Source organism: Variovorax sp. Soil_C_26 (assembly GCF_057657075.1).
This window is the reverse complement of sequence record NZ_JBDGJC010000007.1, coordinates 204,835-230,105: the sequence shown is the minus strand read 5'-3', so window position 1 is coordinate 230,105 and position 25,271 is coordinate 204,835. Positions and strand designations below refer to the sequence as shown.

Sequence of the window (25,271 nt, the reverse complement as noted above, 5' to 3'; positions counted from 1 at the left end):
CGCGTCCACGGCTTCTTCGTCCTTCAGCCGATGGCCGGCGTGGCGGCGAGTCGCTCCATGAACAGCTCGCAGCGCGCGAGCTGCTCGAGGCTCACGAACTCGTCGGGCTGGTGCGCCTGCTCGATGCTGCCGGGGCCGCACACCACTGTGGGAATGCCGGCGTTCTTGAACAGGCCCGCCTCGGTGCCGAAGGCCACCAGCGTGGTGCGGTCCTCGCCCGCCAGGCGCTGGGCGAGCAGGGTGACCGGATCGTTCGCGCTGCCCAGGAAGCTCGGGATCTCGCAGATGGTGTCGAAGCTGAAGCCGGCATCGGGTGCCACCTTCTTCATCGCCGGCTCGAGCGTGCCGGCATAAGCCATCACTTCCTCCTGCATGCGCTTGGCGTCGGCGGTCGGCAGGTCGCGGAATTCGTAGCGGAACTCGGCATCGCGCGGCACCACGTTGTCGGCGATGCCGCCATGGAACTGGCCCACGCTCGCGGTGCTGAAAGGCACGTCGAAGCCTTCGTAGCGTGGTTCGCTGCGCTCGAAGCCCTCGGCCATGTCGCGCACCTTGCCGACCACGCGCGCGGCCATCTCGATCGCGTTGACTGACTTCGGCGTGAGCGAGGAATGCGCCTCCTTGCCGCGCACGCAGCAGCGGTAGCGGTACACGCCCTTGTGCGCGATGGCCGGCACCATGCTGGTCGGCTCGCCGACGATGCAGGCGAGCGGCTTGATGCCGGCATCGCGCATGTCGGCGATGAGCTCCTTCACGCCGAAGCAGCCGATCTCCTCCTCGTAGGTGAAGGCGAAGTGCATCGCGAACGGCGAATCGCTCTCGAGGAAGCGCTTCGCGTTCGACAGCGCGATGGCGATGAAGCTCTTCATGTCGGCCGAGCCGCGGCCGTAGAGGCGCTCGTTCTGCACCGTGGCCGAAAGCGGGTCGACGCTCCAGGCCTGGCCGTCCCAGGGCACCGTGTCGGTGTGGCCCGAGACGATCACGCCCGCCGGCTTGCCTTCGCCCAGCGTGGCGAACAGGTTGGCCTTGGTGCGCTCGGCGTTGTAGGTGATGCGGCTCTTGACGCCGAGTGCCGCGAGGTGGGCCTGCGCAAGGTCGATCAGCTGGAGGTTGCTGTTCGCGCTGATGGTGTTCATGCGAACCAAGGTTTGCGCCATCTGGAGGCTCTGGGGAGAAAGCGTGTGCTGCATGCAACACATTCTCCCGGAAGTCGGCACCGGGCGCTGCCGGGTATCGGCGCTTTCATGACGACGGGGTAGCCTCATCTTCGATTTTCACGGTCTCGATGGAGGACACACCATGCGCATTTCCCTGCCGATCGTCTGGGCCGCAGCGGCCGTGCTGGGCCTCGCCGGCTGCGCCGCCACGGCGCCCCCGGGCCGCCTTGCAACACTCGATGGCCAGCCGCCGCTGGTGATCGCCCACCGCGGCGCCTCGGGCTACCTGCCGGAGCAGACGCTCGAAGCCTATGTGCGCGCCATCGAACAGGGCGCCGACGTGATCGAGATGGACCTGGTCTCCACGAAGGACGGCGTGCTGATCGCGCGCCACGACCCGAACCTCGCGACCAGCACCGACGTGGCGAAGCATCCGCGCTTCGCTGCGCGCAAGAAGACCATCAAGGTCGACGGCGAGACCCAGACCGGCTGGTTCTGCAACGACTTCACGCTGGCCGAGGTCAAGATGCTCGGCGCCATCGCGACCGATCCCGAGCGGCCGCAGCAGTACAACGGCAAGTTCAAGGTCGCGACCTTCCAGGAGATCATCGACCTGGCCAAGGCCAAATCGAAGGAAACCGGCCGCACCATAGCGATCTACCCCGAGACCAAGAACCCGACCTACTTCCGCGACCTCGGGCTCGCGATGGAGGACAAGGTGGTCGCCGCGCTCACGGCCGCGGGCTGGAACAGCAAGGCCGCGCCGGTGTTCGTGCAGTCCTTCGAGCCCGGCAGCCTGAAGATCCTGCGGGCCAGGGGACTCAACGCCAAGCTGGTGCAGCTCATCGACGGCGACGGCATCGACATGGCCACCGGCGCCATGACCTACGCCGTGCCCTTCGACCGCCCCTACGAATGGACCAAGGCCGGCGACAGGCGCAACTTCGACGTGATGGTCACGCCCGCCGGGCTGGCGGAGATCAAGACCTATGCCGACGGCATCGGTCCGTGGAAGCGCTACATCGTCAGCTTGAAAGGCGTCATCGGGCCCGACGGCAAGCCGGTGGACCTGAACCGCGACGGCAAGGTCGACGACGCCGACGCGACCTCGGTCTCGCCCACGTCGCTCGTGGCCGATGCGCACAAGGCGGGCCTGTTCGTGCACCCCTTCACCTTCCGCAACGAGTCGCGCCGGCTCGCGGCCGACTACGACAAGGACGGCGCCAAGGAATACGCAGCCTACTACCGGCTCGGCGTGGACGGTGTCTTCACCGACTTTCCGGACACCGCGCTCGCGGCGCGTGCGGACTACCTGAAGCGCATGGGCCGCTAAGGGTTTGCCTGGGCACGGTCTTTGCGGAGGTTCTCGCAAAGCCTAGACTGTGCCCATGAAACTCATCGATTCGCTCGTCACGCAGGCGGCCGGCATCGCCGCCGTCCGGCGCGACCTCCATGCCCATCCCGAACTCTGCTTCGAAGAAGTCCGCACCGCCGACGTGGTGGCAGGCAAGCTCACCGAATGGGGCATTCCCATCCACCGCGGCCTGGGCACCACCGGCGTGGTGGGCATCGTCAAGAACGGCACCAGCAACCGTGCCGTGGGCCTGCGCGCCGACATGGACGCGCTGCCCGTCACCGAACTCAACACCTTCGCGCATGCCAGCAAGCACCAGGGCAAGATGCACGCCTGCGGCCACGACGGCCACACGGCCATGCTGCTGGCCGCGGCGCAGCACCTTGCGAAGCACCGCAACTTCGACGGCACCGTCTACCTGATCTTCCAGCCCGCGGAAGAGGGCGGCGGCGGCGCGCGCGAAATGATCAAGGAGGGGCTGTTCGACCAGTTCCCGATGGACGCGGTGTTCGGCATGCACAACTGGCCCGGCATGAAGGCGGGCCAGTTCGCCGTGAGCCCTGGTCCGGTCATGGCCTCGGGCAACAAGTTCTTCGTCAACGTGATCGGCAAGGGCGGCCATGCGGCGCTGCCGCAGACCGGCATCGACCCGGTGCCGATCGCCTGCGAGATCGTGCAGGCCTTCCAGACCATCCTCACGCGCAAGATGAAGCCGACCGACTCGGCCGTGATCTCGGTCACCACGATCCATGCCGGCGAGGCCAACAACGTGATCCCCGACAGCTGCGAACTCTCGGGCACGGTGCGAACCTTCTCGCTCGAAGTGCTCGACATGATCGAGGCGCGCATGAAGCAGGTCTGCGACCACATCTGCGCCGCGCACGACGCCACCTGCGAATTCCGCTTCGAGCGCTACTACCCGCCCACGGTCAACACCGAGGCCGAGGCCGATTTCGCGCGCCGCGTGATGGGCGGCATCGTCGGCGCCGAGAACGTGCTCCGGCAGGAGCCCGCGATGACCTCGGAGGACTTCGCCTTCATGCTGCAGGCCAAGCCCGGCGCTTATGCCTTCATCGGCAACGGCGACGGTTCGCACCGCGACGTGCACCACGGCGAGGGCCCGTGCACGCTGCACAACGCGAGCTACGACTTCAACGACGACCTGATCCCGCTCGGCGCCACCTGCTGGGTGCAGATCGCCGAGCAGTTCCTGGCGCCCAAGCCCGGGGGAGCGGCGTCTTGATCGGCATCGGCGAGGCGTTCTCGCCGCGCTACGCCCAGGCGCGCCAGAAGTTCCTGCAGGCCTGCGTGAGCGCGGGCCTCGTGGTCGAGCCGCATGCACACCCCGAGAAGGGCCGCGACGGCGAGGCGCTGTCGATGGACGTGGCGCTCGACGGCGAACCCGGCGCCGAGCGCCTGCTCATCGTGACCAGTGCCTGCCACGGCGTCGAGGGCCATTGCGGCAGCGGCGTGCAGGTGTTTGCGCTGCACGATACCGAATGGCGCGAGAAGGCGCGCGCGCAGGGCGTGGCGGTGCTCTACATCCATGCGCTCAACCCGCACGGCTTTTCGCACGGCCGCCGCGTGACGCACGAAAACGTCGACCTCAACCGCAATTTCGTCGACTTCTCGCAGCCGCTGCCCGTCAACGAGGCCTACGCCAGCCTGCATCCGCTGCTCGTCCCCGACACCTGGCCGCCGACGCCCGAGAACCAGGCCGCGATCGGCCAGTGGATCGAGGCGCATGGCGCCACGGCGTACCAGGCCGCGGTCACGAGCGGCCAGTACCAGTTCGACGACGGCCTGTTTTTCGGCGGCACCGAGCCGACCTGGAGCAACCGGACCCTGCGTGCGGTGCTGCAACGGCATGCCGGCGGGGCACGCCGGCTCGCATGGATCGACCTGCACACGGGGCTCGGGCCGAACGGCATCGGCGAGCGCATCTTTGCCTGCCGCGACGACCCGGCCGCCTATGCGCGCGCCAACGCCTGGTGGGGCACGCCCGCGGCGCCGGTCACCTCGATCTACGACGGTTCTTCCAGCTCGGCGCTGCTGCGCGGGCTGATGTGGGATGCCGCGTACCAGGAATGCCCGCGGGCCGAGTACACCGGCATCGCGCTCGAGTACGGCACGCTGCCGATGCTCGAAGTGACAGGTGCGCTGCGCGCCGACCACTGGCTGCACAAGCACCCGGCGGCGCCGGCCGACCTGGCCGACGGCATCCGCGCGCGCATGCGCGAGGCCTTCTATACCGACGCCGACGCCTGGCGCGGGCAGGTCATCAGCCAGGCACGGCAGGCGATGTTCCAGGCCGTCGACGGCCTGGCGCCCTGATGCGCGGCCTCAGGTCCTGATGCGCCCGTCGCCCGTGATCATCGAAAGCTCGACGAACTTCGAGCCCACGTGGTTGCGCGGCGAGAACGAGACCTCGAAACCGCCGAATGGCTGGCGATCGATGCTTTCGAGCCCGGCAATCAGGCCCTCGCGCGTGGGCTTGCCCGGTGCGCGGCGCAGGCCTTCGACCAGCACCTTGGCCGCGAGATAGCCTTCCAGGCTCGAGAAGTTGGCGCTCGCGCCTGCGCCGGCCTTCTTCACCGCCTCGCTGAATTCGCGCGTGATCGCGTTCGCCGGGTTGTAGGGCGACGGCACAACCTGCGTCACCATGACGCCCGCGCCCTGCTTGCCGAGTTCGTCGGCCAGCGCCTGCGTGCCCACGAACGACACATTGAAGAAGGTGCCGCCGTAGCCCGCCTTGCGTGCTTCGCGGATGAAGGCGGCGCAGGCCTTGTACGCACCCACCTGCACCACCGCGTCGGGGCGCGCGGCCGTGATGCTCTTGACCGCCTGCGCCACGTCCACCGAGTTACGCTCCACCGTCGCGAGCGCCACCGGCTGGAGCTGCTGCTGCGACAGCGCCAGCGTCACGCCGTCGAGCCCGGCCTTGCCGTAGGCATCGTTCTGGTAGAAGACCGCGATCTTCTTCAGGCCCAGGTGCGTGAGCTGCTTCACGATCAGCGCGGTCTCGTCGTTGTATGAGGCGCGCAGGTGGAACACGTTGCGGTGGAAGGGCTCGCGCAGCGACATCGCGCCGGTGAACGGCGCGATGAACGGCACCTTCTCCTTCACCGCCAGCGGCAGCGCCGCCATGCTCGTGGGCGTGCCGATGTAGCCGAAGAGCGCGAACACGTCTTCCTCGATCAGCTTCTGCGTGTTGGCCGCGCAGCGGTCGGGCTCGTAGCCGTCGTCGAGGTTCTTGATCACCACGCTGCGCCGTCCCGGCTGCGCGTTGTACTGGTCGAGGAAGAGCTTGGCGCCCTGGTGGAACTGGATGCCGAGCTGCGCGGCCGGCCCCGTGAAGGCGGCCGACTGGCCCAGCACCAGCGGCCCTTCGCCCTGGGCCCGCGCCCAGTGGGTGACGCCCAGCGCCGCCGCACCGGCTGCCACGGAAAAATGTCTGCGATTCATCATGGTGAAAAACCTCTTCTGCGCGCCCCCGCGCCACAAGCTGGAAAACTTTAGACTCGCCGGATGGTCGATGCCCCGGTCTCTGGTCCCACTGCTGCTGTTCTCCCCACCACGTCCACGGTGCTTGGTGCCTGTCCGCACGACTGTCCGGACACCTGCGCCCTGGTCACCACCGTGCAGGACGGCGTGGCCGTGAAGCTGCAGGGCAATCCGGCCCATTCGCACACGGCGGGCGTTCTCTGCACCAAGGTGTCGCGCTACATCGAGCGCAACGACCATCCCGAGCGTCTGGTCCAGCCGATGAAACGGACCGGCCCCAAGGGCAGCGGCCAGTTCGAACCGGTCAGCTGGGACAGCGCACTCGACGCCATCGCCGCGCAACTCCGCACATTTCAGACAGATCCAGAAACAATTGTGCCTTACAGTTACGCAGGCACGATGGGATTGGTGCAGGGCGAATCGATGGACCGGCGCTTTTTCCACAAGCTCGGCGCCTCGCTGCTCGACCGCACGATCTGCTCCATGGCGGGGGGCGAGGCAATGGTCTACACGCTCGGCGCCAAGGTCGGCATGCGGGTCGAGTTCTTCGCCGAGGCCAGGCTGATCCTGATCTGGGGCAGCAATTCCATTGCCAGCAACCTGCATTTCTGGCGCCATGCCCAGGCCGCCAAGCGCGCCGGGGCACGCCTGGTGTGCATCGATCCGCGCCGCACCGAGACCGCCGACAAGTGCGACGAGCACATCGCGCTGCTGCCCGGTACCGACGCCGCGCTGGCCCTGGCCCTGATGCACGAACTCATCGTGCACGACTGGCTCGACCACGACTACATCGCGCACCACACGCTCGGCTGGGAACAACTGCGCGAGCGCGCGCTGCAATGGCCGCCATCGCGCGCGGCGGCCGTGTGTGGCGTGCCCGAAGCGCAGATCGTCGCGCTGGCGCGCGAATACGGCACCACCAGGCCAGCCGCGATCCGCCTCAACTACGGCATGCAGCGCGTGCACGGCGGCGGCAACGCGGCGCGCGCCATCGCGTGCCTGCCCGCGCTCGTGGGCGCCTGGCGCGACCGTGCGGGCGGGCTGCTGCTGAGCAGCTCGGGCCACTTTCCGGCCGACCGGGCTGCGCTGCAGCGGCCCGACCTGCTTGCGGGCCGCCGGCCGCGCACCATCAACATGAGCACCATCGGCGATGCGCTCTCCGACCGCGAGAAGCCCATCAAGGCCATCGTGGTCTACAACAGCAACCCGGTCGCGGTGGCGCCCGATTCGGGCAAGGTGGTGGCGGGCTTCGCGCGCGGAGACCTGTTCACCGTGGTGCTCGAGCAGTTCCGCACCGACACAGCCGACTACGCCGACTACCTGCTGCCCGCCACCACGCAGCTCGAACACTGGGACATCCACTGCAGCTACGGCCACACCGACGTGCTGCTGAATCGCCCCGCAGTGGCCCCGCGCGGCGAGGCGCGCAGCAACGCCTGGGTGTTCCGCGAGCTGGCGCGCCGCATGGGCTTCGACGAGCCCTGCTTCTCGGACGACGACGAGGCGCTGTGCCGCATGGCCTTCGCGCCCGGCGCGATCGACCAGGACGCATTGCGCGCGAAGGGCTTCGCGAGCCTCGCGCTGCCCGAGGCGCCTTTTGCCGAAGGCCGCTTCCCGACGCCGTCGGGCCGCTGCGAGTTCTTCAGTGCGCGACTCGAAGCGCAGGGGCTCGACGGGCTGCCCGACCATGTGCCCAACCATGAGCCGGCAGGCAGTTCGGCCGCGTTTCCGCTCGCGATGATCTCGCCGCCCGCACGCAACTTCCTCAACTCGACCTTCGTCAACGTCCGGAGCCTGCGCGCCATCGAGGGCGAGCCGCTGCTCGAGATCCATGCGGCCGATGCGGCCGCGCGCGGCATCGAGGACGGCGCCATCGTGCGCGTGTTCAACCAGCGCGGCGAGCACCGCTGCCGCGCCGAGGTCTCGCGCCGGGCGCGGCCCGGGGTGGTGCACGGCATGGGCATCTGGTGGCGCAAGTTCGGCCTGGACGGCACCAACGTCAACCAGCTCACGAGCCAGCGCCTGACCGACATCGGCCGTGGCCCGACCTTCTACGACTGCCTCGTGGAGGTGGAGCGCGCGTGAGGCCGGTCGCTGCCGCCGCCGTCGCGCTCGCCGGCACGCTGCTGCTCGGGGGCTGCGCCGACATGGGCTACTACTGGCAGTCGGCGAGCGGCCACCTCGGCATCATGCGGGCCGCCAGGCCGGTGCCCGACTGGCTCGCGGACCCGGCCGCCTCCGAGGCGCTCAAGGCCAAGCTCGCACTCGCGCAGCGCATCCGCCGCTTCGCGGTGACCGAGCTGGCGCTGCCCGACAACCCGAGCTACACCTCGTACGCCGACCTGCAGCGCCGGGCCGCGGTGTGGAACGTGGTGGCCGCGCCGCCGTACTCGCTCACGCTCGAGACCTGGTGCTTCCCGGTGGCGGGCTGCGTGGGCTATCGCGGCTACTACGACGAGGCCGCGGCAAGCGCCGAAGCCGAGGCGCAGCGCGCGAAGGGCCTCGAGGCCGCCGTGTACCCGGTGCCGGCCTATTCCACGCTCGGCTGGATGAACTGGGCGGGCGGCGATCCGCTGCTGTCCACCTTCATCGGCTACCCCGAGGGCGAGCTGGCGCGCATCGTGTTCCACGAGCTTGCGCACCAGGTGCTCTACGTGCCGGGCGATACCGTCTTCAACGAGTCGTATGCCACGGCCGTCGAGCGCATCGGCGGCGCGGCCTGGCTCGCGCGCGAGGCCGGCGAGGCGGCGCGTACCGAATACGCGCGCTTCGACGCGCAGCGCCAGCAATTCCGCGCGCTGGCGCTCTCGACGCGGCGCGCGCTCAACGCGGTGTACGCCTCGGCCGAAGCCAAGGCGGGCGACTGGGTGGCCGTCGACGCGATGAAGAAGGCGGCCATGGACGACTTCCGCGCACGCTATGCGCAGTTGCGCGCCGGCTGGCAGGGCCCGCGCCAGGGCGCCTACGACGGCTGGGTGGCGCGCGCGAACAACGCGGCCTTTGCGGCGCAGGGCGCCTACGACGACCTGGTGCCGGCCTTCGAGGCGCTGTTCGAGCGCCAGGGCCGGCAGTGGCCGCGCTTCTACCAGGAGGTGCGCCGCATCGCCGCGCTGCCCACCGACGCCGAGCGCCGCCAGGCCCTGCAGGCCGCGAGCGGCGTGCAACAGACACGACACGAAGAGCACAACCACGGAGATCAGCACGGTGCCTGACATTGAAATCGAAAGAAAGCACGCGCTCGGCATCGCGGGCGCCCGCAGGGTCGCGCGCCGGTGGGTCCGGCAGGTCGAGCAGGAGTACGGCCTTGCCTGCAGCTACACCGAGGGCGAGACCTGCGACGTCGCCGAGTTCAGCCGCGCCGGCATCGACGGCAAGGTCGAGGTCACGGCCGACAGCCTGCGGCTGGAGGCCACGCTGGGCTTCCTGTTCAGCAGCTTCAGCCAGCAGATCGAGCAGAAGATCGCGGGCAAGCTCGACGCGCTGCTGGGCAGCCCCGGCGCCACGCGCTTTGCCTGAACGGGCCGGGCACACTCTCGTGCCATGACCCATCCCGATTCCTCTTCTTCCCCTGCGGGTCCGCTGGCCGGCCTCAAGGTCGTCGAGCTCGGCCAGTTGATCGCCGGGCCGTTCGCGGCGCGCACGCTGGCCGACTTCGGCGCCGACGTGATCAAGATCGAGCCTCCCGGCGCGGGCGACCCGCTGCGCACCTGGCGGCTGCTGAAGGACGGCACCTCGGTCTGGTGGCAGGTGCAGTCGCGCAACAAGCGTTCGCTCGCGCTCGACCTGCGTCAGCCCGAGGCTCAGGCGATCGTGCGGCAGCTCGCAGCCGAGGCCGATGTGCTGGTCGAGAACTTCCGGCCCGGCGCAATGGAAGGCTGGGGGCTCGGCCCCGACGCGCTGCTGGGCGCCAACCCCGCGCTCGTGATGCTGCGCATCAGCGGCTACGGCCAGACCGGCCCCTACCGCGACAGGCCCGGCTTCGGCGTGGTGGCCGAGGCCATGGGCGGACTGCGCCACCTCACGGGCGAGCCGGGCCGCGTGCCGGTGCGCGTGGGCGTGTCGATCGGCGACACCCTGGCGTCGCTGCACGGCGTCATCGGCGTGCTGATGGCGCTGCAGCACCGCCATGCCACCGTGAGCGCCGCGCATCCGAAAGGCCGCGGCCAGGTGGTCGACGTGGCGCTCTACGAAGCCGTCTTCAACTGCATGGAAAGCCTGCTGCCCGAGTACAGCGCCTTCGGGGCGGTGCGCGAGGCGGCCGGCAGCGCGCTGCCGGGCATCGCGCCGACGAATGCCTACCGCTGCGGCGACGGCGGCTACGCCATCGTGGCGGGCAACGGCGACAGCATCTTCCGCCGCCTCATGGCCTGCATCGGCCGGCCCGAACTGGCGGCCGATCCGGCCCTGGCGAGCAACGCGGGCCGGGTCGCGCAGGTCGAGATGCTCGATGCCGCGATCGGCGACTGGGCCGCCGCGCGAACGGTGGACGAGGTGCTCGCCGCGCTGGAGGCGGCGCAGGTGCCGGCCGGGCGCATCTACACCATCGCCGACATTGCTGCCGATCCGCACTATGCGGCGCGCGGCATGCTGCAGCAGGTGCGCATGCCCGACGGCAGCGCGCTCGCGGTGCCCGGGTTCGTACCCAAGCTGTCGCTCACGCCGGCCGGCCACCGGCGCAACGCACCGGCGCTCGGTGCCGATACCGACGCGGTGCTGAAGGAGATCGGACTCAGCGCCGAGCAGATCGCCGCGCTGCATGCGCGCGGCATCGTCGGCTGAAGGTGGGCCTCAGCCGCGCAGCGATTCAATGAGGTCGATGTACTTCTGCTTGGCTTCGTCGCCGCCCGTGCCCTTGTTGGCGGTCCAGGCGTCCCACTTGGCGCGCGCGACGATGTCGCTGAAGCTGGGCTTCTTGGCGGTGTTGTCGCCTTCGGTCGCCTGCTTGAACAGGCCGTAGATCTTGAGCAGCGTCGGGTTGTCGGGGCGCTCGGCCAGGAGCTTGGAATTGGCCTGGGCGGCTTCGAATCGGGCGTTGAGGTCGTCGGACATTGGCGGTCAATCTGAAGAAGTTGGGTCGGATGGCGCATCTTACGGCGCGGTACGCCTTGGTACCGCGCCGTGGTTCACTCGGACAGCCCGGCGCGGGCCAGCTCCACGTCGAGGCGTTCCTTGGCATCGGCCGGCGTCAATGCCGCGGCCTTCTCGTACAGCCGCGTGGCCTCGCCCATGCGGCCGTCGCCGTGCAGCATGAGCAGCGCGCGGCCGTATTCCATGAGCGCGCCCGGAGAATGCGGGTTCAGCTGGAGACCGCGCTCGAACAGCTCGACCGCGGTCTCGGCACGCACGCCGTAGGTCATGCGGCCCACCAGCGCACCGACCTTGTCGATCACTTCGGCATGGAAGGCGGCGAGCGCCACATGCGCGTCGGCATGGGCGGGCTGCAGTTCGATCACGCGCTCGAGCGCATGCTTGAGCTTGCTGCCGAGCCCCTGCGCCAGCGCGCGCGCCACGCTGATGCCCTGGCTGTAGCGGCCCAGCGCATACGACTGCCAGTAGAGCGCATGGCAGTTGTCGGGTTCGGCCTCCGCCTGCGCGCCCGCGCGCTCGATCACATGGCGGAACATCGCGAGCCGCACCGATTCGCGCGGCTCCAGGTAGTTGGCGTAGACGGCCGTGGCCTGGTTGGCGAGCAGCAGCCCGTCGGCGCCGTGCGCGAGGCCGAGCGCGGCAGCCAGCTCGAACTGGCCGCTGTGGTACAGCGCCCAGCCCTCGGCCAGCGGGTCGCCCGCGGCGGGCGGCGGTAGCGCATGGCCGGCATGCAGCCGGTGCCAGTGGTCGAGCAGGCTGTGGGCGTCGTAGCGCGGCACGTCGGGGTAGGGCAGCGGCGTCCAGGGTTCCGCCGCCGCAGCAGCAACCGGACCGGCGGACATCAGCGAGAGCGGCTTGAAGTCGGGCATGGCTTTCACTTGCGCTAGGCAGCCACGCGGGAGGAGGCTGCCGAGGGCCGCGCGGCGGCGGCGTTCTCATCGTGATCTTCGCCGCCGTAGGCGTGGCTCAGTGTCAGCAAATGCCGCCGCTGTTCGCGTCCGAGGTAGGGCGCGAGCAGGTGCAGCGTGTGCTGGGCGCCGCGCATCAGCGCACCCTGCGCATGGCTCGGTTCGAGCGCCTCACGCGGATTGCGCACGTATTCGTAGCTGAGCCAGTAGGTCAGCACCACGACCATGCTCTGCGCCAGCGTGTCGATCTCGTCGGCATCGATGTCGAGGTGGCCGGCTCGCCCGAGCCCCTCGACCAGCGTGCGGATCGCGCGCGCCTTGTTCTTGAGCACGAGCTGGAACTGCGTCTCGAGATGCCGGTTCTTGCTCAGCAGGTCGTTGAGGTCGCGGTAGAGGAAGCGGTAGCGCCAGATCAGCTCGAACAAGCTGTGCATGAAGAACCAGGCGTCCTCCACGTCGTGCACGCCTTCGCTCGCGTGCAGCAGCTCGTTGAGCTCGGCTTCATAGCCTTCGTAAAGCCGGTTGATCAGCTCTTCCTTGGCGGGGTAGTGGTAGTAGAGATTGCCCGGGCTGATGTTCAGTTCGCCCGCCACGAGCGTGGTGGAGACGTTCGGCTCGCCGAATCTGTTGAAAAGCGCGAGTGCGGCTTCGAGGATGCGTTGCGCGGTTCGGCGTGGCGCCTTCTTGGCCATGTCGGTCCCCAGGTTTGTCTCTTGGGAACACTCTAGCGCATGTGCGCTGCAGCATGAACCGGCAGGGCCATGTTTTGCGGCAGCGCGCATTTTGTGCACCGCCGCAAAAAGAAGAAGACGGTCGCCTACGCGGCCTTGCCGGTGCCGCGCCGCACGGTCTTCTTGGCGGCCGTGGCCGTGGGGGCTGCGCTGCGGCCAGCGGTCTTGCGGCTCGCGCCGCGCGCCGGTGCGGCGGCCTTGCCGGCGCGCTGCAGCTCGGCCTCGAGCGCTGCCACGCGGGCCTGCAGTGCGGCGTGCTCGGCTGGCGAGGGATAGCCGATCTTTTCGAGGGCGCGTCCCACCCGTTCTTCGAAGATGTTCTCGAGCTTGCCCCACTGGCCTGCGGCCTTGGTGCCGAACTCGCTGGCAAATCCCGTCATGCGCGCCTGGGCCTGCGCAAGCGTTTCCTCGGCCGCCTGCTGCGTCTTCTTCTGCATGCCGGTGCCGTCCTTCACCAGCGCCTCGAAGGCCTTGCTGCCTTCCTGCTGCATCTTGGCGAAGGCGCCGAGCCCTGCGAGCCAGATCTGCTGCGCGGAATCCTTGATGCGGTCGGCGTTCTTGCCGCCTTGTTCGTCGTCGTCCTGGGTCGCCATGGGGTGTTCCTGTGAAAGCAAAGGGTCGGGCCACTCTAGCCGGAAGCCGCCTCCACCTTTAGAGCCGCGCACCTATCCTCCAGCGGCGCGGCTCGCTTCGAGATGGGTTTTCGCGCGCTCGGCCAGCGCCATCTCACCCGGCGTCTGCGGGATGTAGGGCTGCACCGGCAGCGGACGGCCATGCGAATCGACCGAGACGAAGACGATCAGGCATTCGGTGGTCTTGTCCATCGAGCCGCCCTTCATGTCGCCGCTGCGCACCTCGACCGAGATGTTCATGCTGGTCTTGCCGGTATAGGCCAGCCGCGCTTCGACCTCCACCAGGTCGCCGATCATGATCGGATGGTGAAAGCGGATGCTGCCGATGAACGCCGTCACGCAATAGCGCTTGGCCCAGCTGGTGGCGCAGGCGTAGCCCGCCTCGTCGATCCACTTCATGACGGTGCCGCCATGGACCTTGCCGCCGAAGTTCACGGTGCTGGGCTCGGCCAGGAACCGGAGGGTGATGGAAGACATGCGCCGCCTTTGCAACTGTTAAATCTGGGGAGCGCAATTATGCGAGGCGCCCGCCGCCGGAATGCACCGCCGGTCGGCCCGGCAGGCGCGTTCAGCCGCGGCCGAACAGCTCGGCCAGCGTGCGCCGCAGCCAGGCATTGCCGGCATCGGCATGGAAGCGCTCGTGCCAGTGCTGCTTGACCGCGTAGGCCGGCAGTTCGAACGGCGGCTCCAGCAACTTGACCGGCTCCTGCGTGACGAGCACCTTGCCGAGGATCGCCGGCACGATCACGATCAACTCGGTGTGTGCCACGATGCGCGCCACGCTCAGGAAGCTCGACAGGCTGACCACCACGTGGCGCCGCAGGCCGAGCCGCGCGATGGTCTTGTCGACGATGGCATGGCCGGTGCCCGACGAGGCCACCACCGCGTGCGCCTCGGTCTCGAAGCGCTTCTGCGTGAGGCGCGCGCCGATGCGCGGATGGTTGCGCGCCGCGAGGCAGACGAAGTTCTGCATGAAGAGCGTCTGCTGGTAGAAGCCCGCGTCGAGCTGCGGCATGAAGCCCACCGCCAGGTCGACCGCGCCGTCCTCGAGCCGGCGCGCGCTCTCGGTCGAGATGATCTCGGTCTCGATGCGCACCCCGGGCGCGGCCTGCCGCAGGTGGTCGAGCAGGCCCGGCAGCAGCACCACCTCGCTGATGTCGGTCATGCAGATGCGGAAGCTGCGCTGCGCGGTGGCCGGATCGAAGCTGGCGCGCCCGCCCTTGGCGCGGTTCAGCCGGTCGAGGATGTCGAGCACCAGCGGCTGGATCTGCCGCGCATAGGGCGTGGGCTCCATGCCGCGCGAGGTGCGCACGAACAACCGGTCGCCGAAATGCGTGCGCAGCCGCGCCAGCGCGGTGCTTGCGGCCGACTGCGAAAGGCCGAGCCGCTCGGCGGCGCTCGACACGTTGGCCGTCTTGTAGACCTCGTCGAACACCAGCAGCCATTCGAGATCGAGCTGGGCCATGTCGCCACTCCTGTGCGTCGTGTGAAGCCACCATTATCGAAAAATGCGATCGGGCCTATCGCCCGAGACCTGTTGCGCCAATAGTAGTGCCGGCGCAAGATCGCCGCTTGCCCAGGAGCCACGGCCACACGCCGCCGGAGACCACGAATGAACCCCACTGCCAGCAAGCCGGCCGCCCCGGCTCCCGCCAATGCGGCCGAGCGCCGTGCCTACTACGAGCGCATTCGCCCACTGAACCTCACGCCGCTGTGGGAGTCGCTGCATGCGCTGGTGCCACGCGAGCCCGCTACGCCGTGCGTGCCCGCGCTCTGGCGCTACGACGAGATCCGGCCGCTGCTGATGGCGTCGGCCGAGCTCATCACCGCCGAGGAGGCCGTGCGCCGCGTGCTCGTGCTCGAGAACCCCGCGCTGCCCGGCAACTCGTCGATCACGCAGTCGATCTACGCCGGCCTGCAGCTCATCATGCCGGGCGAGGTCGCACCGTCGCACCGCCATGTGCAGTCGGCGCTGCGCTTCATCGTCGACGGCAAGGGCGCCTACACCACCGTGGGCGGCGAGCGCACCACCATGTTCCCGGGCGACTTCATCATCACGCCGTCGTGGGCCTGGCACGACCATGGCAACGAGGGCATCGGTGGCACGGTGGAGCCGGTGGTCTGGCTCGACGGCCTCGACATCCCGATGCTGCGCTTCTTCGATGCCGGCTTCGCCGAGAACGACGATGCCAAGGTGCAGCATGTGGCACGCCCCGAGGGCAACAGCCTCGCGCGCTTCGGCCACAACATGGTGCCGGTGCGCCACGACCATGTGTCGCCGACCTCGCCGATCTTCAACTATCCCTACGCCCGCAGCCGCGAGGCGCTGGCCCTGCTGCAGAAGCAGGAGGCGCCCGATGCCTGGCTCGGCCACAAGCTGCGCTACATCAACCCGCTGACCGGCGGCGCGCCGATGCCGACCATCGGCCCCCAGCTGCAGCTGCTGCCCAAGGGCTTTGCGGGCCGATCGCATCGCACGACCGACGGCACCGTCTACAGCGTGGTCGAGGGCCGCGGCACGGCCGAGATCGCGGGCCAGCGCTTCGACTTCGCGCCGCGCGACACCTTCGTCGTGCCCTCGTGGGCGCCGCTGCGCCTGCTGGCGCCGGGCGAAGACGTGGTGCTGTTCAGCTTCTCGGACCGTCCGGTGCAGCAGGCCATGGGCGTGCTGCGCGAAGCCTTCCTCGACGACGCCTGAAGCGCGGCGACCGCTTCCGTTATTTTCTTGTTCGACCGTGTGCCGCCCCGAGCGGCAGGAGTTCCCCATGTCCTTCGTCTTCACGCCCCCTTCGATCGTCGGCCTGCCCATCGTGGGCAGCGACCAGCAGTTTCCTGTGCGCCGCGTCTACTGCGTGGGCCGCAACTACGCGGCGCACGCGCGCGAGATGGGTTTCGACCCCGACCGGGAGCCGCCGTTCTTCTTCTGCAAGCCCAATGACGACGCCTCGGTGGTGCCGGTGGCCGAAGGCCAGACGGGCGCCATTCCCTATCCGCCGCTCACCAGCAACTACCACTATGAGGCCGAGCTCGTCGTCGCCATCGGCAAGGGCGGCCGCGACATTCCGGTCGAGCAGGCCGCGAGCCACATCCACGGCTATGCGGTGGGCCTCGACATGACGCGCCGCGACTTGCAGATGAAGATGCGCGAACAGGGCCGCCCGTGGGAGATCGGCAAGGCCTTCGACTTCTCGGCACCCATCGCGCCGCTGCGCACGCTGGCCGACGTGGGCGAGATCAACGATGGCGCCATCGTGCTGGAGGTCGACGGCGAGGTGCGCCAGAAGAGCGACATCACGCACCTGATCTGGTCGGTGAACGAAGTGATCGCCAATCTGTCGACGCTCTTCACCCTGCAGCCCGGCGACCTGATCTTCACAGGCACGCCCGAAGGCGTGGGCGCGGTGAAGCCCGGGCAGACGATCAAGGTCGGCATCGACCGCCTGCCCTCGCTCACCGTGCGCATCGACTGACCGGCCATGACCCGCTCGCAGAAGAACCCTCCCACCGTGCTGCTGGTTGGCGGCGGCATCGGCGGCATGGCCGCGGCGCTGGCGCTCGCGCGGCTCGGCGTGTCGATCGACCTGCTCGAGCAGAGCGCCACCATCGGCGAGATCGGCGCCGGCCTGCAGCTCGGCCCGAATGCGTTTGCGGCGCTCGACGCACTCGGCGTGGGCGAGGCGGTGCGGCGCGACTCGGTGTTCACCGACCGGCTGGTGATGATGGACGCCGTCGACTGCAGCGAAGTCGCCTCGGTGCCGGTGGGCGAGGGGTTCCGCGCGCGCTTCGGCAATCCGTACGCGGTGAGCCACCGGGCCGACCTGCACGGCGCGATCCACGAGGCGGTGAAACGCCATCCGCTGATCCGCTTCCACACCTCGGCGCAGGTCGAAGCCATCGACAGCGGCGCGCGCGGCGTGACCGCGGTCACGCGCGACGGCCGGCGCTTCCAGGCCGACGCGATCGTCGGCTGCGACGGCGTCAAGTCGGTGGTGCGCGCGCAGATCGTGGGCGATGCGCCGCGGGTGTCGGGCCATGTGGTTTACCGCGCCGTGGTGCCGGTGGCCGACATGCCGGCCGACCTGCGCTGGAACGCGCCCGTGGTCTGGGCCGGGCCCAACTGCCACCTGGTGCATTACCCGCTGCGCCATGGCGAGCAGTACAACCTGGTCGTCACCTTCCACAGCCGCGAGCAGGAGGAGTGGGGCGTGACCGACGGCAGCAAGGACGAGGTGCTCTCGTACTTCGAGGGCGTGCATGCGCGCCCGCGCCAACTGCTCGACCGGCCGACCTCGTGGCGCCGCTGGAGCACGGCCGACCGCGATCCGGTCGAGCGCTGGAGCGACGGCCCCGCCACGCTGCTCGGCGACGCCGCGCATCCGATGATGCAGTACCTCGCACAGGGCGCCTGCATGGCGCTCGAAGATGCGGTGACGCTCGGCGAGGCCGTGAAGGCCTGCGGTTTCGACATGCCCGCCGCCTTCAGGCTCTACGAATCGGCGCGCACCGCGCGCACCGCGCGCGTGGTGCTGTCGGTGCGCGAGATGGGCCGGCTCTACCATGCCAAGGGCGTGGAGCGGCTGGTGCGCAACAGCCTCTGGGCCGGCCGCACGCCCGAACGCTTCTACGATGCGGTCGAGTGGCTCTATGCCTGGCGGCCAGAGCGCTGCCTCGACGATGCGGTTGCCGCGGCGTCGTCGCACTGACAACATCACCATTCGAGGCCCAAGGCCCAGGAGACAAGACACCATGAAAAACTTTTCGCGCACATTGCTGGCCACCGTGCTCGGCCTCGGCGCCGCCACCGCCGCCCTGGCGCAGGCCGAGGCCGACTTCCCGCGCAAGCCGGTGACGCTGGTCACGCCGTTCGCCGCCGGCAGCGGCCCCGACGCGGTGCTGCGGCTCGTGTCCGACAAGCTCTCGCGGCTGTGGAACCAGCGCGTGGTGGTCGACAACAAGCCCGGCGGCGGCGGCTTCATCGCCATCGACCAGGCACGCCGCGCCGCGCCCGACGGCTACACGCTGCTGCAGCTCGACAGCGAGCACGTGGCCGCGCTGCCGCACCTGTACAAGTCGCGCAACTTCGTCACGCTGCAGCATTTCGATCCGGTGGCCTCGCTGTTCCGCACGCCGTTCTTCGTGGCCGTGGGCACCGACTCGAAATGGAAGACCATGGGCGACCTGATCGCCTCGGCCAAGGCCGAGCCCGAGGCCATCGTCTACGGCTCGTGGGGCGTCGGCAGCCCCGGCCATCTCGGCGCGCAGCAGCTCGAGGCGCTCACGGGCATCCGCATGCGCCATGCACCGTACCGCGAGGTCTCGCAGCTCTATTCGAACGTGGGCACCGGCGACGTGCCATGGGCCTTCGCGAGCATTCCGTCGAGCCAGGGCATCTACAAGGCCGGCAAGCTGCGCTACATCGCGGTGGCGGCGCCAAAGCGCATTCCGCAGCTGCCCGACGTGCCGACCATGGCCGAAGCGGGTGGCCCGGCGTCGCTGGAGGTGAACTCCTTCGTCTCGCTGCTCGCGCCCAAGGGCGTGCCCGCGGCAGTGAAGGCGAAAATCAACGCCGACGTCGCCAAGGTCATCGCCGATCCCGAGATTCGCGCGCGCTTCGACACCTTTGCTTTCGAGCCGCTGGCCTGGTCGCCCGAAGAGATCCAGCGCAACGCCGAGGCCAAGTCGAAGACCTATGGCGATCTGGTGCGCCGCGGCAACATCAGCCTCGAATAGCCGCAGCTGTTCGTAGAACGAACACGTTCGGCTGTCATCATTACGTTTTTTCACACTTCGACCTTCACCATGCAAGCCACCAAGAGAGCCCTCCTGATCGCCTGCGGCCTGGCCGCCGCCGCAGCGCTGCCCCTCGCTGCCAGCGCCCAAGACGCCGCCTGGCCGACCCGTCCCATCCGCCTGCTCGTGGGCTTCCCGGGCGGCTCCACGCCCGACATCGCCGCACGCACCATCGCCGAGCCGCTGTCCAAGGCGCTCGGCCAGCCAGTGGTGGTCGACAACAAGCCCGGCGCCTCGGGCAACATCTCGGCCGACCAGGTGGCCAAGGCCAGCGACGACCACACGATCGGCATCGTCATCAACGGCAATCTCACCTCGTCGAAGATGCTCTACCCGAAGCTGCCTTACGACCCCGTCAAGGACTTCACCTACCTTTCGCTGATCGCGACCGCGCCGCTGGTGCTCGTGGCGCCGAACGACCTGCCTTCGGGCACGGCCTTCTTCGACGCGGCGCGCAAGGGCGGCGACAAGTGGAACTACGGCTCGGTGGGCGTAGGCTCGGTCGGGCACCTCGGCATGGAACTGCTCAAGAGCCGCGTCGCGGGCTTCAACCCCGAGCACGTCCCTTACCAGGGCAACCCGCAGGTCGTCACCGCGATGCTCGGCGGCCAGGTCCAGATGGGCCTGATTCCCCCGGGCGTGGCCATGCCGCAGGTTCGCGCCGGCAAGCTCAAGGCCATCGGCCTCACGGGCGGACGCAGCGCGCTGGTGCCCGAGCTCGCACCGCTGGCCGATGCCGGGGTGAAGGACTTCAATCTCGAAGTGTGGGTGGCCCTGCTCGGCCCGGCCAATCTTTCGCAGGCGGCGCAGTCGCGCATCAGCCGCGAACTCGCCGTCGTCATGAAGGACCCCGACGTGCGCCGCAGGCTCTTCGAGCAGGGCTGGCAGGCCGTGGGCACTTCGCCCGACGGCATGCGCCTGCGCGTGAAGGAAGAGGCCGCAATCATGACCAGGATCATCTCCACGCGCGGCATCAAGCTGCAATGAGCGCTTCGACCATGACCGTGAACGAGCCGGCGCGCGCGCTGCCGGTGTTCGGGGAATACGACGTGGTGGTGGTCGGCGGCGGCCCCGCCGGCATTGCCGCCGCCGTCAGCGCGGCGCGCCACGGCGCGAACACGCTGCTGGTGGAGCGCTACGGCTTCCTCGGCGGCATGGGCACCGCGGGTGGCGTAACCAACTTTGCGGGGCTGTACGGCAAGCGCGATGGCGAGATGACGCTGCTGGTGCGCGGCGTCGCCGACGAACTGCTCGCGCGCATCGATGCACTCGGCGGCCTCAACAAGCCGCAGGACGGCATGCAGGGCCGCATCCGCGTGCGCTCCTACGACACCTCGGCCTACAAGATCGCCGCCGACCAGTTGCTGGTCGATGCCGGCGTGAACCTGCTGTTCCATGCCTGGGCCGCGGCGGTGGTGCGCGACGGCGACCGCATCGCGGCGCTCGTGGTCGAGACCAAGTCGGGCCGGCAGGCGATCCGTGCCAATGCATTCATCGATGCGAGCGGCGATGCGGACGTGGCGGCCTTCGCGGGCGTGCCGTTCGAGGTCGGCGACGGCCATGGCAGCGGGCTGTTCCCGACCACCATGTTCCGCGTCGGCCAGGTCGATGCGAAGCCGGCGCTCGACGCCGTGGGCGAGTTCAAGGCCATCAACGACCTGATGGCGCGCGTGCAGCAACAGAAGCCCGGCGCCTACCGCTTTCCGCGCGAAGGCGCGATCCTGCGGCCCAACATCGATCCGCGCGAATGGCGTGCCAACGTCACGCAGATCCGCAATGCCGCGGGCCGCGCGATGAACGGTGTCGACGCACGCGAGCTCACCGAAGGCGAGCTCGAAGGCCGGCGCCAGATCGCCGAATACTTCCGCTTCATGAAGGCCGAGGTGCCGGGCTTCGCGCAATCGGCCATCGTCGAGATCGCGCCGCAGGTGGGCATTCGCGAGACCCGCCGCATCGAGGGCCTCTATGCGCTCACAGGCGAGGACATCCTCTCGTCGGCGCGCTTCGATGACAGCATCGGCGTCAACGCCTGGCCGATGGAGATGCATGCCGATGGCCGCATCGAATGGGCCTTCCCGCGCGACGAGAACCGCACCTACAACCAGCTGCCGTGGCGCATGCTGGTGCCGCGCACCGTCGACAACCTGCTCGTCGCCGGCCGCTGCGCCGCGATGACGCACGAGGGCCAGTCGGCCGCGCGCGCAAGCGGCGGCTGCTTCGTCATGGGCCAGGCCGCGGGCACGGCCGCGGCGTCGCTCGGCGGCGGGCGGTTCGCCGCGGTCGACGTGCCGGCGCTGCAGCAGAAGCTCGTGGCGGACGGCGCCGACCTGGACCGCTGATGAAGCCGATGGCGGGCGCTGTCGCGTTCACGCGCGACACCCCGCCCGCCGCATGTTTGCTATCGTCAGCGGCTCCCACGTTCCCTGCACGCCCATGACGACCGATACCGCCACCGCCGCCCGCCTCATCGACGAACTCGTCGCGCTCATGCAGCTCGCGCCGCTCGGCGACGACCGCTTTCTTGCGCAGAGCGAAGACCTCGGCACGCCGGCCGTCTTCGGTGGCCAGGTGCTCGGGCAGTCGCTCATGGCCGCGAGCCTCACGGTGGCCGCCGACCGGCCCGTGCATTCGATGCACGCGTATTTCCTGCTGCCGGGCGAGCACGCGCCGATCGAGTACAGCGTCGACCGCGTCCGCGATGGCCGTAGCTTCACCACGCGGCATGTGGTGGCACGCCAGCAGGAGCGCATCATCTTCGAGATGTCGGCCTCGTTCCAGACCGTGGACGAGGGCGTCGAGCATCAGTTCGAGATGCCGTCTTTCCCAGGCCCCGAGGGGCTCGTCAGCGAACTCGACCTGCGCATCGCGCTCGGCGACCGCCTGCCCGAGCGCTGGCGCGACAAGGGCACGCAGCCGCACGGCATCGAGTACCGGCGCGTCGACCCCGAAGACCTGATCACGCCGCAGCGGCGCCCGGTCGCCGCGCAGAGCGCGATCTGGATGCGCGCCATCGCGCCGCTGCCCGATGATCCGACGGTGCACCGTGCGCTGCTGGCCTATGCGTCCGACCATGGCCTGCTGCGCGCCGCAATGCTGCCGCACGGGCTGAGCTTCATGAGCGGCAAGGTGCGCCCCGCGAGCCTCGACCACGCGATGTGGTTCCACCGCGATTTCCGCATGGACGACTGGCTGCTGTACGTGATCGACTCGCCGAGCGCGGGCGGCGCGCGCGGCCTTTGCCGCGGCACGCTCTACACGCGCGACGGCCGGCTGGTGGCTTCGGCCGTCCAGGAAGGCATGGTGCGCGTGCGGCGCTGAAGCCCGACACCGGCCATCCCCCCGAGAAGGACACCCTATGAATTCCGAACAGCCACAGCAGAAGGTCGCCATCGTCACGGCCGGCGGCAGCGGCATGGGCGCCGCCGCGGCGCGCAAGCTCGCAGCGGACGGTTTCCGCGTTGCCATCCTGTCGTCTTCGGGCAAGGGCGAGGCACTCGCCACAGAGCTCGGCGGCATCGGCGTGACCGGCTCCAACCAGTCGAACGACGACCTGACGAAGCTCGTCGACCGCGTCGTGGCCGAATGGGGCCGCATCGACGTGCTGGTCAACAGCGCAGGCCACGGCCCGCGCGCCGCGATCCTCGACATCAGCGACGAGGACTGGCACCGCGGCATGGACGTGTACCTGCTGAGCGCGGTGCGCCCGAGCCGGCTCGTGGCGCCGCACATGATGCGCCAGGGCGGCGGCGCGATCATCAACATCTCGACCTTCGCGGCCTTCGAGCCCGACCCGGTGTTCCCGACCTCCGGTGTGTTCCGCGCCGGGCTCGCGGCCTTCACCAAGCTCTTCGCCGACCAGTACGCGCCGCACAACGTGCGCATGAACAACGTGCTGCCGGGCTTCATCGACAGCCTGCCCGAGAAGGAAGCGTTCCGCGCGCGCATTCCGATGGGGCGCTACGGCCGCAGCGACGAGATCGCCGCGACCATCGGCTTTCTCGCCTCCGAGGGCGCGGGCTACATCACGGGGCAGAACCTGCGCGTCGACGGCGGCATCACGCGCTCGGTCTGAGCCCGATCGGGGCGCCGCCGCGCCCGGCTCAGCCGAAGGGGCTGGCGGTCGCGAACCACAGGCCGATGCCGGTCGCAATGATGAAGGCGCCGTCGGTCACGCCTGCAACGAGGAAGAACTTGGTCTGCATCAGGTCGACCATCTCGGGCTGGCGCGCCGTGCCTTCGAGAAACTTCTGGCCGACGAGGGCAATGCCGATGCACGAGCCGAGCGCGGCAATGCCGATCAGCAGCGCGACGGCGAGTGGGAGGATGTTGAAGCCGGTGGTCATGGTGTTTTCTCCTGGGTGGTTGATCGATGGACCGACTGTCGCGCAATCGGCGCACCGAATCGATGACCTGCGAGGTCATGCCTCGCATGAAGAAAACCGGCTGACCGGCGCGGTCAGCTGCCGCGCAGTTCGCGCCGCAGGATCTTGCCGACCGTCGACTTGGGCAGTGCCTCCACGATCTGCACCTGGCGCGGCAGCTTGTAGCCGGTGAGCTGCGTGCGGCAGAAGGCGACCACCTCGTCCTCGGTCACGCTGGCGCCCGGCGTGCGCACCACGAAGAGCTTGACCGTCTCGCCCATCTTTTCGTCGGGCACGCCGACACAGGCGCATTCGGCCACGCCCGGGCAGGCGCTGGCCACGGCCTCGATCTCGTTGGGGTACACGTTGAAGCCCGAGACCAGGATCATGTCCTTCTTGCGGTCCACGATCTTGAGGAAACCACGCGCGTCGAACACGCCCACGTCGCCGGTGCGGAAGTAGCCGTCGGCGGTGAAGGCCTCGGCGTTCGCCTCGGGCTTCTCCCAGTAGCCGCGCATCACCTGCGGGCCCTTGACGCAGACCTCGCCGGCCTCGCCCCCGGCCACCTCGCGGCTCGCGTCGTCGAGCAATTTGACGTCGGTCGAGGGCAGCGGCAGGCCGGTGGTGGCCGTGAACTCGTTCACCGCGGCCGGGTTGAACGTGACGATCGGCGAGGTCTCCGACAGCCCGTAGCCCTCGCGGATGAACTGCCCCGTGATCGCCTGCCAGCGCGCCGACACGGTGGGCACGATGGCCGCGCCGCCGCCGGCCGCGAGCTTCAGGCGCGACCAGTCGACCTCGGGCAGTTGCGGATGAAGCGTCAGCCCGGCGTAGAGCGTATTGACCCCGGTGATCACCGTGGGCCGCGCAGCGCGCAGCGTGGCGACGAAGCCGTCCATGTCGCGCGGATTGGCCACCAGCCAGTTCTCGGCACCGATGCTGAAGTAGCTGATGAAGTTCACCATCAGCGCGAAGATGTGATAGAGCGGGATCGCGGTGACGACAACCTCTTCGCCTTCGGCGCGCGCGGCCGGCATGAAGAGCGCGAACTGCGCGCAGTTGGCGAGCAGGTTGCCGTGCGAGAGCGCCGCGCCCTTCGACACGCCGGTGGTGCCGCCCGTGTACTGCAGAAAGATCAGGTCGTCGGACGCGGCCTTCACGGGCGTGAACGGCAGCGTCTCGCCAGCGGCGAGCACTTCGGCGAGGCTCGCTGCATCGGTCAGGCGCGCATCGACCGGCGGGCTCGGCAGCGGGCTGTCGGCGGCAAGGCCCAGGCCCGCGGTGACCACGCGGCGCACCGGCGTGGCGCTCGCGACCTCGGCGAAGGTGGGCGTGGCGCCATTGAAGATGACGAGCGTCTGCGCATCGGCATCGGCGAGCTGGTGCGCGAGTTCGCGCGGCGTGTAGAGCGGATTGACGTTCACCTGCACTGCGCCCGCGCGCAGGATGCCGAGCAGCATCACCGGAAAGGCCAGGATGTTGGGCGTCATCACCGCCACGCGGTCGCCCGGCTTCACGCCCTGCGCCTGCAGCCAGGCCGCGAAGTTGCGCGACAGCCGGTCGAGTTCGCCGTAGGTGAGCGTCTGGCCCAGCGAGCGGAACGCCGGCCGCGCGGCGTGGCGGGTCATGGCCGACTCCATCATCGCGGTGACGCTGGCGTGGGTCTCGGGAGCGATCTCGGCCGGGATGCCGAACTCTCGGTAGGTCGCGAGCCAGGGGCGTTGTTGCATGGGATGTCTCCTTCGG

25 protein-coding genes are annotated in these 25,271 nt (G+C 69.2%); 15 read left to right on the top strand and 10 right to left on the bottom strand.

Annotated elements, in window-relative coordinates:
* Window positions 1–23: 23 nt before the first annotated feature.
* Complete coding sequence (gene argE, locus AC3A6G_RS20685) at window positions 24–1,190, bottom strand: acetylornithine deacetylase (RefSeq protein WP_487861197.1); 1,167 nt, start codon at window positions 1,188–1,190, stop codon at window positions 24–26.
* A 109-nt stretch (window positions 1,191–1,299) separates the two neighbouring features.
* Between argE and AC3A6G_RS20680 the strand changes: the two genes are divergently transcribed.
* From AC3A6G_RS20680 to AC3A6G_RS20670, 3 genes are read left to right on the top strand one after another with little or no spacing between them, the layout of a single operon-like run.
* On the top strand, window positions 1,300–2,490 hold the full coding sequence (locus AC3A6G_RS20680; protein ID WP_487861198.1) for a glycerophosphodiester phosphodiesterase: 1,191 nt from the start codon (window positions 1,300–1,302) through the stop codon (window positions 2,488–2,490).
* 55 nt (window positions 2,491–2,545) lie between these two features.
* Entirely contained in the window at window positions 2,546–3,754 is a 1,209-nt protein-coding gene (locus AC3A6G_RS20675) for a M20 aminoacylase family protein (protein WP_487874438.1), read from the top strand.
* Window positions 3,751–4,845: a M14 family metallopeptidase gene (locus tag AC3A6G_RS20670; RefSeq protein WP_487861200.1), complete on the top strand. Its 1,095-nt coding sequence runs from the start codon at window positions 3,751–3,753 to the stop codon at window positions 4,843–4,845. Before AC3A6G_RS20675 ends, AC3A6G_RS20670 begins: the two co-directional genes overlap by 4 nt.
* A gap of 9 nt (window positions 4,846–4,854) precedes the next feature.
* On the opposite strand, the gene AC3A6G_RS20665 is transcribed toward AC3A6G_RS20670, so the two are convergent.
* Window positions 4,855–5,979: an ABC transporter substrate-binding protein gene (locus tag AC3A6G_RS20665; RefSeq protein WP_487861201.1), complete on the bottom strand. Its 1,125-nt coding sequence runs from the start codon at window positions 5,977–5,979 to the stop codon at window positions 4,855–4,857.
* Window positions 5,980–6,039: 60 nt separating this feature from the next.
* Between AC3A6G_RS20665 and AC3A6G_RS20660 the strand changes: the two genes are divergently transcribed.
* The 4 genes from AC3A6G_RS20660 (at window position 6,040) to AC3A6G_RS20645 (ending at window position 10,794) form a co-directional block, all read left to right on the top strand.
* Window positions 6,040–8,100, top strand: a complete 2,061-nt coding sequence (locus AC3A6G_RS20660) for a molybdopterin-containing oxidoreductase family protein (protein WP_487874437.1) — start codon at window positions 6,040–6,042, stop codon at window positions 8,098–8,100.
* Between the two features lie 62 nt (window positions 8,101–8,162).
* Complete coding sequence (locus tag AC3A6G_RS20655; RefSeq protein WP_487874485.1) at window positions 8,163–9,227, top strand: aminopeptidase; 1,065 nt, start codon at window positions 8,163–8,165, stop codon at window positions 9,225–9,227.
* On the top strand, window positions 9,220–9,531 hold the full coding sequence (locus tag AC3A6G_RS20650; protein WP_487874436.1) for a polyhydroxyalkanoic acid system family protein: 312 nt from the start codon (window positions 9,220–9,222) through the stop codon (window positions 9,529–9,531). The genes AC3A6G_RS20655 and AC3A6G_RS20650 overlap by 8 nt, the downstream gene beginning before the upstream one ends.
* A gap of 24 nt (window positions 9,532–9,555) precedes the next feature.
* Complete coding sequence (locus tag AC3A6G_RS20645) at window positions 9,556–10,794, top strand: CaiB/BaiF CoA transferase family protein (protein WP_487874435.1); 1,239 nt, start codon at window positions 9,556–9,558, stop codon at window positions 10,792–10,794.
* A 9-nt stretch (window positions 10,795–10,803) separates the two neighbouring features.
* Here AC3A6G_RS20645 and AC3A6G_RS20640 read toward each other — a convergent pair whose 3' ends face one another.
* The 6 genes from AC3A6G_RS20640 to AC3A6G_RS20615 all read right to left on the bottom strand — a co-directional run bounded on the left by AC3A6G_RS20640 (window position 10,804) and on the right by AC3A6G_RS20615 (window position 14,839).
* Entirely contained in the window at window positions 10,804–11,064 is a 261-nt protein-coding gene (locus AC3A6G_RS20640; protein ID WP_487874434.1) for an acyl-CoA-binding protein, read from the bottom strand.
* A gap of 74 nt (window positions 11,065–11,138) precedes the next feature.
* Window positions 11,139–11,972 carry a hypothetical protein gene (locus tag AC3A6G_RS20635; RefSeq protein ID WP_487861206.1) on the bottom strand — a complete coding sequence of 278 codons (834 nt, stop codon included), beginning with the start codon at window positions 11,970–11,972 and terminating at the stop codon, window positions 11,139–11,141.
* 14 nt (window positions 11,973–11,986) lie between these two features.
* Complete coding sequence (locus tag AC3A6G_RS20630) at window positions 11,987–12,703, bottom strand: TetR/AcrR family transcriptional regulator (RefSeq protein WP_487874433.1); 717 nt, start codon at window positions 12,701–12,703, stop codon at window positions 11,987–11,989.
* 125 nt (window positions 12,704–12,828) lie between these two features.
* Window positions 12,829–13,335 (bottom strand): phasin family protein, encoded by a 507-nt coding sequence (locus AC3A6G_RS20625; protein ID WP_487861208.1) that lies wholly within the window; start codon window positions 13,333–13,335, stop codon window positions 12,829–12,831.
* Window positions 13,336–13,407: 72 nt separating this feature from the next.
* Complete coding sequence (locus AC3A6G_RS20620; protein WP_487861209.1) at window positions 13,408–13,851, bottom strand: acyl-CoA thioesterase; 444 nt, start codon at window positions 13,849–13,851, stop codon at window positions 13,408–13,410.
* 91 nt (window positions 13,852–13,942) lie between these two features.
* A complete protein-coding gene (locus AC3A6G_RS20615) occupies window positions 13,943–14,839 on the bottom strand; it encodes a LysR family transcriptional regulator (protein WP_487861210.1) in 897 nt (298 codons plus the stop codon).
* Window positions 14,840–14,986: 147 nt separating this feature from the next.
* On the opposite strand from AC3A6G_RS20615, the gene gtdA reads away from it, so the two are divergent.
* From gtdA to AC3A6G_RS20575, 8 genes are all read left to right on the top strand, one after another.
* Window positions 14,987–16,072: a gentisate 1,2-dioxygenase gene (gene gtdA, locus AC3A6G_RS20610; RefSeq protein WP_487874432.1), complete on the top strand. Its 1,086-nt coding sequence runs from the start codon at window positions 14,987–14,989 to the stop codon at window positions 16,070–16,072.
* Window positions 16,073–16,139: 67 nt separating this feature from the next.
* The gene (locus AC3A6G_RS20605; protein WP_487861212.1) at window positions 16,140–16,844 is read left to right on the top strand and encodes a fumarylacetoacetate hydrolase family protein; all 705 of its coding nucleotides are present in this window, start codon (window positions 16,140–16,142) and stop codon (window positions 16,842–16,844) included.
* 6 nt (window positions 16,845–16,850) lie between these two features.
* A complete protein-coding gene (locus tag AC3A6G_RS20600) occupies window positions 16,851–18,077 on the top strand; it encodes a 3-hydroxybenzoate 6-monooxygenase (RefSeq protein WP_487874431.1) in 1,227 nt (408 codons plus the stop codon).
* A 43-nt stretch (window positions 18,078–18,120) separates the two neighbouring features.
* Window positions 18,121–19,104 carry a Bug family tripartite tricarboxylate transporter substrate binding protein gene (locus tag AC3A6G_RS20595; protein WP_487874430.1) on the top strand — a complete coding sequence of 328 codons (984 nt, stop codon included), beginning with the start codon at window positions 18,121–18,123 and terminating at the stop codon, window positions 19,102–19,104.
* A gap of 69 nt (window positions 19,105–19,173) precedes the next feature.
* On the top strand, window positions 19,174–20,151 hold the full coding sequence (locus AC3A6G_RS20590) for a Bug family tripartite tricarboxylate transporter substrate binding protein (RefSeq protein ID WP_487861215.1): 978 nt from the start codon (window positions 19,174–19,176) through the stop codon (window positions 20,149–20,151).
* Window positions 20,148–21,503 carry an FAD-dependent oxidoreductase gene (locus tag AC3A6G_RS20585; protein ID WP_487874429.1) on the top strand — a complete coding sequence of 452 codons (1,356 nt, stop codon included), beginning with the start codon at window positions 20,148–20,150 and terminating at the stop codon, window positions 21,501–21,503. The genes AC3A6G_RS20590 and AC3A6G_RS20585 overlap by 4 nt, the downstream gene beginning before the upstream one ends.
* A gap of 94 nt (window positions 21,504–21,597) precedes the next feature.
* Window positions 21,598–22,482 carry an acyl-CoA thioesterase gene (locus tag AC3A6G_RS20580; RefSeq protein ID WP_487865277.1) on the top strand — a complete coding sequence of 295 codons (885 nt, stop codon included), beginning with the start codon at window positions 21,598–21,600 and terminating at the stop codon, window positions 22,480–22,482.
* A 37-nt stretch (window positions 22,483–22,519) separates the two neighbouring features.
* The gene (locus AC3A6G_RS20575; RefSeq protein WP_487874428.1) at window positions 22,520–23,236 is read left to right on the top strand and encodes an SDR family oxidoreductase; all 717 of its coding nucleotides are present in this window, start codon (window positions 22,520–22,522) and stop codon (window positions 23,234–23,236) included.
* 28 nt (window positions 23,237–23,264) lie between these two features.
* Here AC3A6G_RS20575 and atpE read toward each other — a convergent pair whose 3' ends face one another.
* Together atpE and AC3A6G_RS20565 are read right to left on the bottom strand one after the other, a co-directional pair.
* On the bottom strand, window positions 23,265–23,507 hold the full coding sequence (gene atpE / locus AC3A6G_RS20570; protein ID WP_487861219.1) for a F0F1 ATP synthase subunit C: 243 nt from the start codon (window positions 23,505–23,507) through the stop codon (window positions 23,265–23,267).
* Between the two features lie 113 nt (window positions 23,508–23,620).
* Window positions 23,621–25,255, bottom strand: a complete 1,635-nt coding sequence (locus AC3A6G_RS20565) for an AMP-binding protein (protein WP_487874427.1) — start codon at window positions 25,253–25,255, stop codon at window positions 23,621–23,623.
* Window positions 25,256–25,271 lie beyond the last annotated feature (16 nt).

Excerpts from the sequence above, each read along its gene's own strand:
- AC3A6G_RS20630 (WP_487874433.1), bottom strand. The coding sequence starts at position 12,703 with ATGGCCAAGAAGGCGCCACGCCGAACCGCGCAACGCATCCTCGAAGCC.
- argE (WP_487861197.1), bottom strand. The coding sequence starts at position 1,190 with ATGCAGCACACGCTTTCTCCCCAGAGCCTCCAGATGGCGCAAACCTTG.
- AC3A6G_RS20600 (WP_487874431.1), top strand. The coding sequence starts at position 16,851 with ATGACCCGCTCGCAGAAGAACCCTCCCACCGTGCTGCTGGTTGGCGGC.
- AC3A6G_RS20595 (WP_487874430.1), top strand. The coding sequence starts at position 18,121 with ATGAAAAACTTTTCGCGCACATTGCTGGCCACCGTGCTCGGCCTCGGC.
- AC3A6G_RS20635 (WP_487861206.1), bottom strand. The coding sequence starts at position 11,972 with ATGCCCGACTTCAAGCCGCTCTCGCTGATGTCCGCCGGTCCGGTTGCT.
- AC3A6G_RS20590 (WP_487861215.1), top strand. The coding sequence starts at position 19,174 with ATGCAAGCCACCAAGAGAGCCCTCCTGATCGCCTGCGGCCTGGCCGCC.
- AC3A6G_RS20675 (WP_487874438.1), top strand. The coding sequence starts at position 2,546 with ATGAAACTCATCGATTCGCTCGTCACGCAGGCGGCCGGCATCGCCGCC.
- AC3A6G_RS20625 (WP_487861208.1), bottom strand. The coding sequence starts at position 13,335 with ATGGCGACCCAGGACGACGACGAACAAGGCGGCAAGAACGCCGACCGC.
- gtdA (WP_487874432.1), top strand. The coding sequence starts at position 14,987 with ATGAACCCCACTGCCAGCAAGCCGGCCGCCCCGGCTCCCGCCAATGCG.
- AC3A6G_RS20615 (WP_487861210.1), bottom strand. The coding sequence starts at position 14,839 with ATGGCCCAGCTCGATCTCGAATGGCTGCTGGTGTTCGACGAGGTCTAC.
- AC3A6G_RS20640 (WP_487874434.1), bottom strand. The coding sequence starts at position 11,064 with ATGTCCGACGACCTCAACGCCCGATTCGAAGCCGCCCAGGCCAATTCC.
- AC3A6G_RS20585 (WP_487874429.1), top strand. The coding sequence starts at position 20,148 with ATGAGCGCTTCGACCATGACCGTGAACGAGCCGGCGCGCGCGCTGCCG.
- AC3A6G_RS20620 (WP_487861209.1), bottom strand. The coding sequence starts at position 13,851 with ATGTCTTCCATCACCCTCCGGTTCCTGGCCGAGCCCAGCACCGTGAAC.
- AC3A6G_RS20655 (WP_487874485.1), top strand. The coding sequence starts at position 8,163 with ATGGGCTACTACTGGCAGTCGGCGAGCGGCCACCTCGGCATCATGCGG.
- AC3A6G_RS20575 (WP_487874428.1), top strand. The coding sequence starts at position 22,520 with ATGAATTCCGAACAGCCACAGCAGAAGGTCGCCATCGTCACGGCCGGC.
- AC3A6G_RS20565 (WP_487874427.1), bottom strand. The coding sequence starts at position 25,255 with ATGCAACAACGCCCCTGGCTCGCGACCTACCGAGAGTTCGGCATCCCG.
- AC3A6G_RS20580 (WP_487865277.1), top strand. The coding sequence starts at position 21,598 with ATGACGACCGATACCGCCACCGCCGCCCGCCTCATCGACGAACTCGTC.
- atpE (WP_487861219.1), bottom strand. The coding sequence starts at position 23,507 with ATGACCACCGGCTTCAACATCCTCCCACTCGCCGTCGCGCTGCTGATC.
- AC3A6G_RS20605 (WP_487861212.1), top strand. The coding sequence starts at position 16,140 with ATGTCCTTCGTCTTCACGCCCCCTTCGATCGTCGGCCTGCCCATCGTG.
- AC3A6G_RS20660 (WP_487874437.1), top strand. The coding sequence starts at position 6,040 with ATGGTCGATGCCCCGGTCTCTGGTCCCACTGCTGCTGTTCTCCCCACC.
- AC3A6G_RS20645 (WP_487874435.1), top strand. The coding sequence starts at position 9,556 with ATGACCCATCCCGATTCCTCTTCTTCCCCTGCGGGTCCGCTGGCCGGC.
- AC3A6G_RS20665 (WP_487861201.1), bottom strand. The coding sequence starts at position 5,979 with ATGATGAATCGCAGACATTTTTCCGTGGCAGCCGGTGCGGCGGCGCTG.
- AC3A6G_RS20680 (WP_487861198.1), top strand. The coding sequence starts at position 1,300 with ATGCGCATTTCCCTGCCGATCGTCTGGGCCGCAGCGGCCGTGCTGGGC.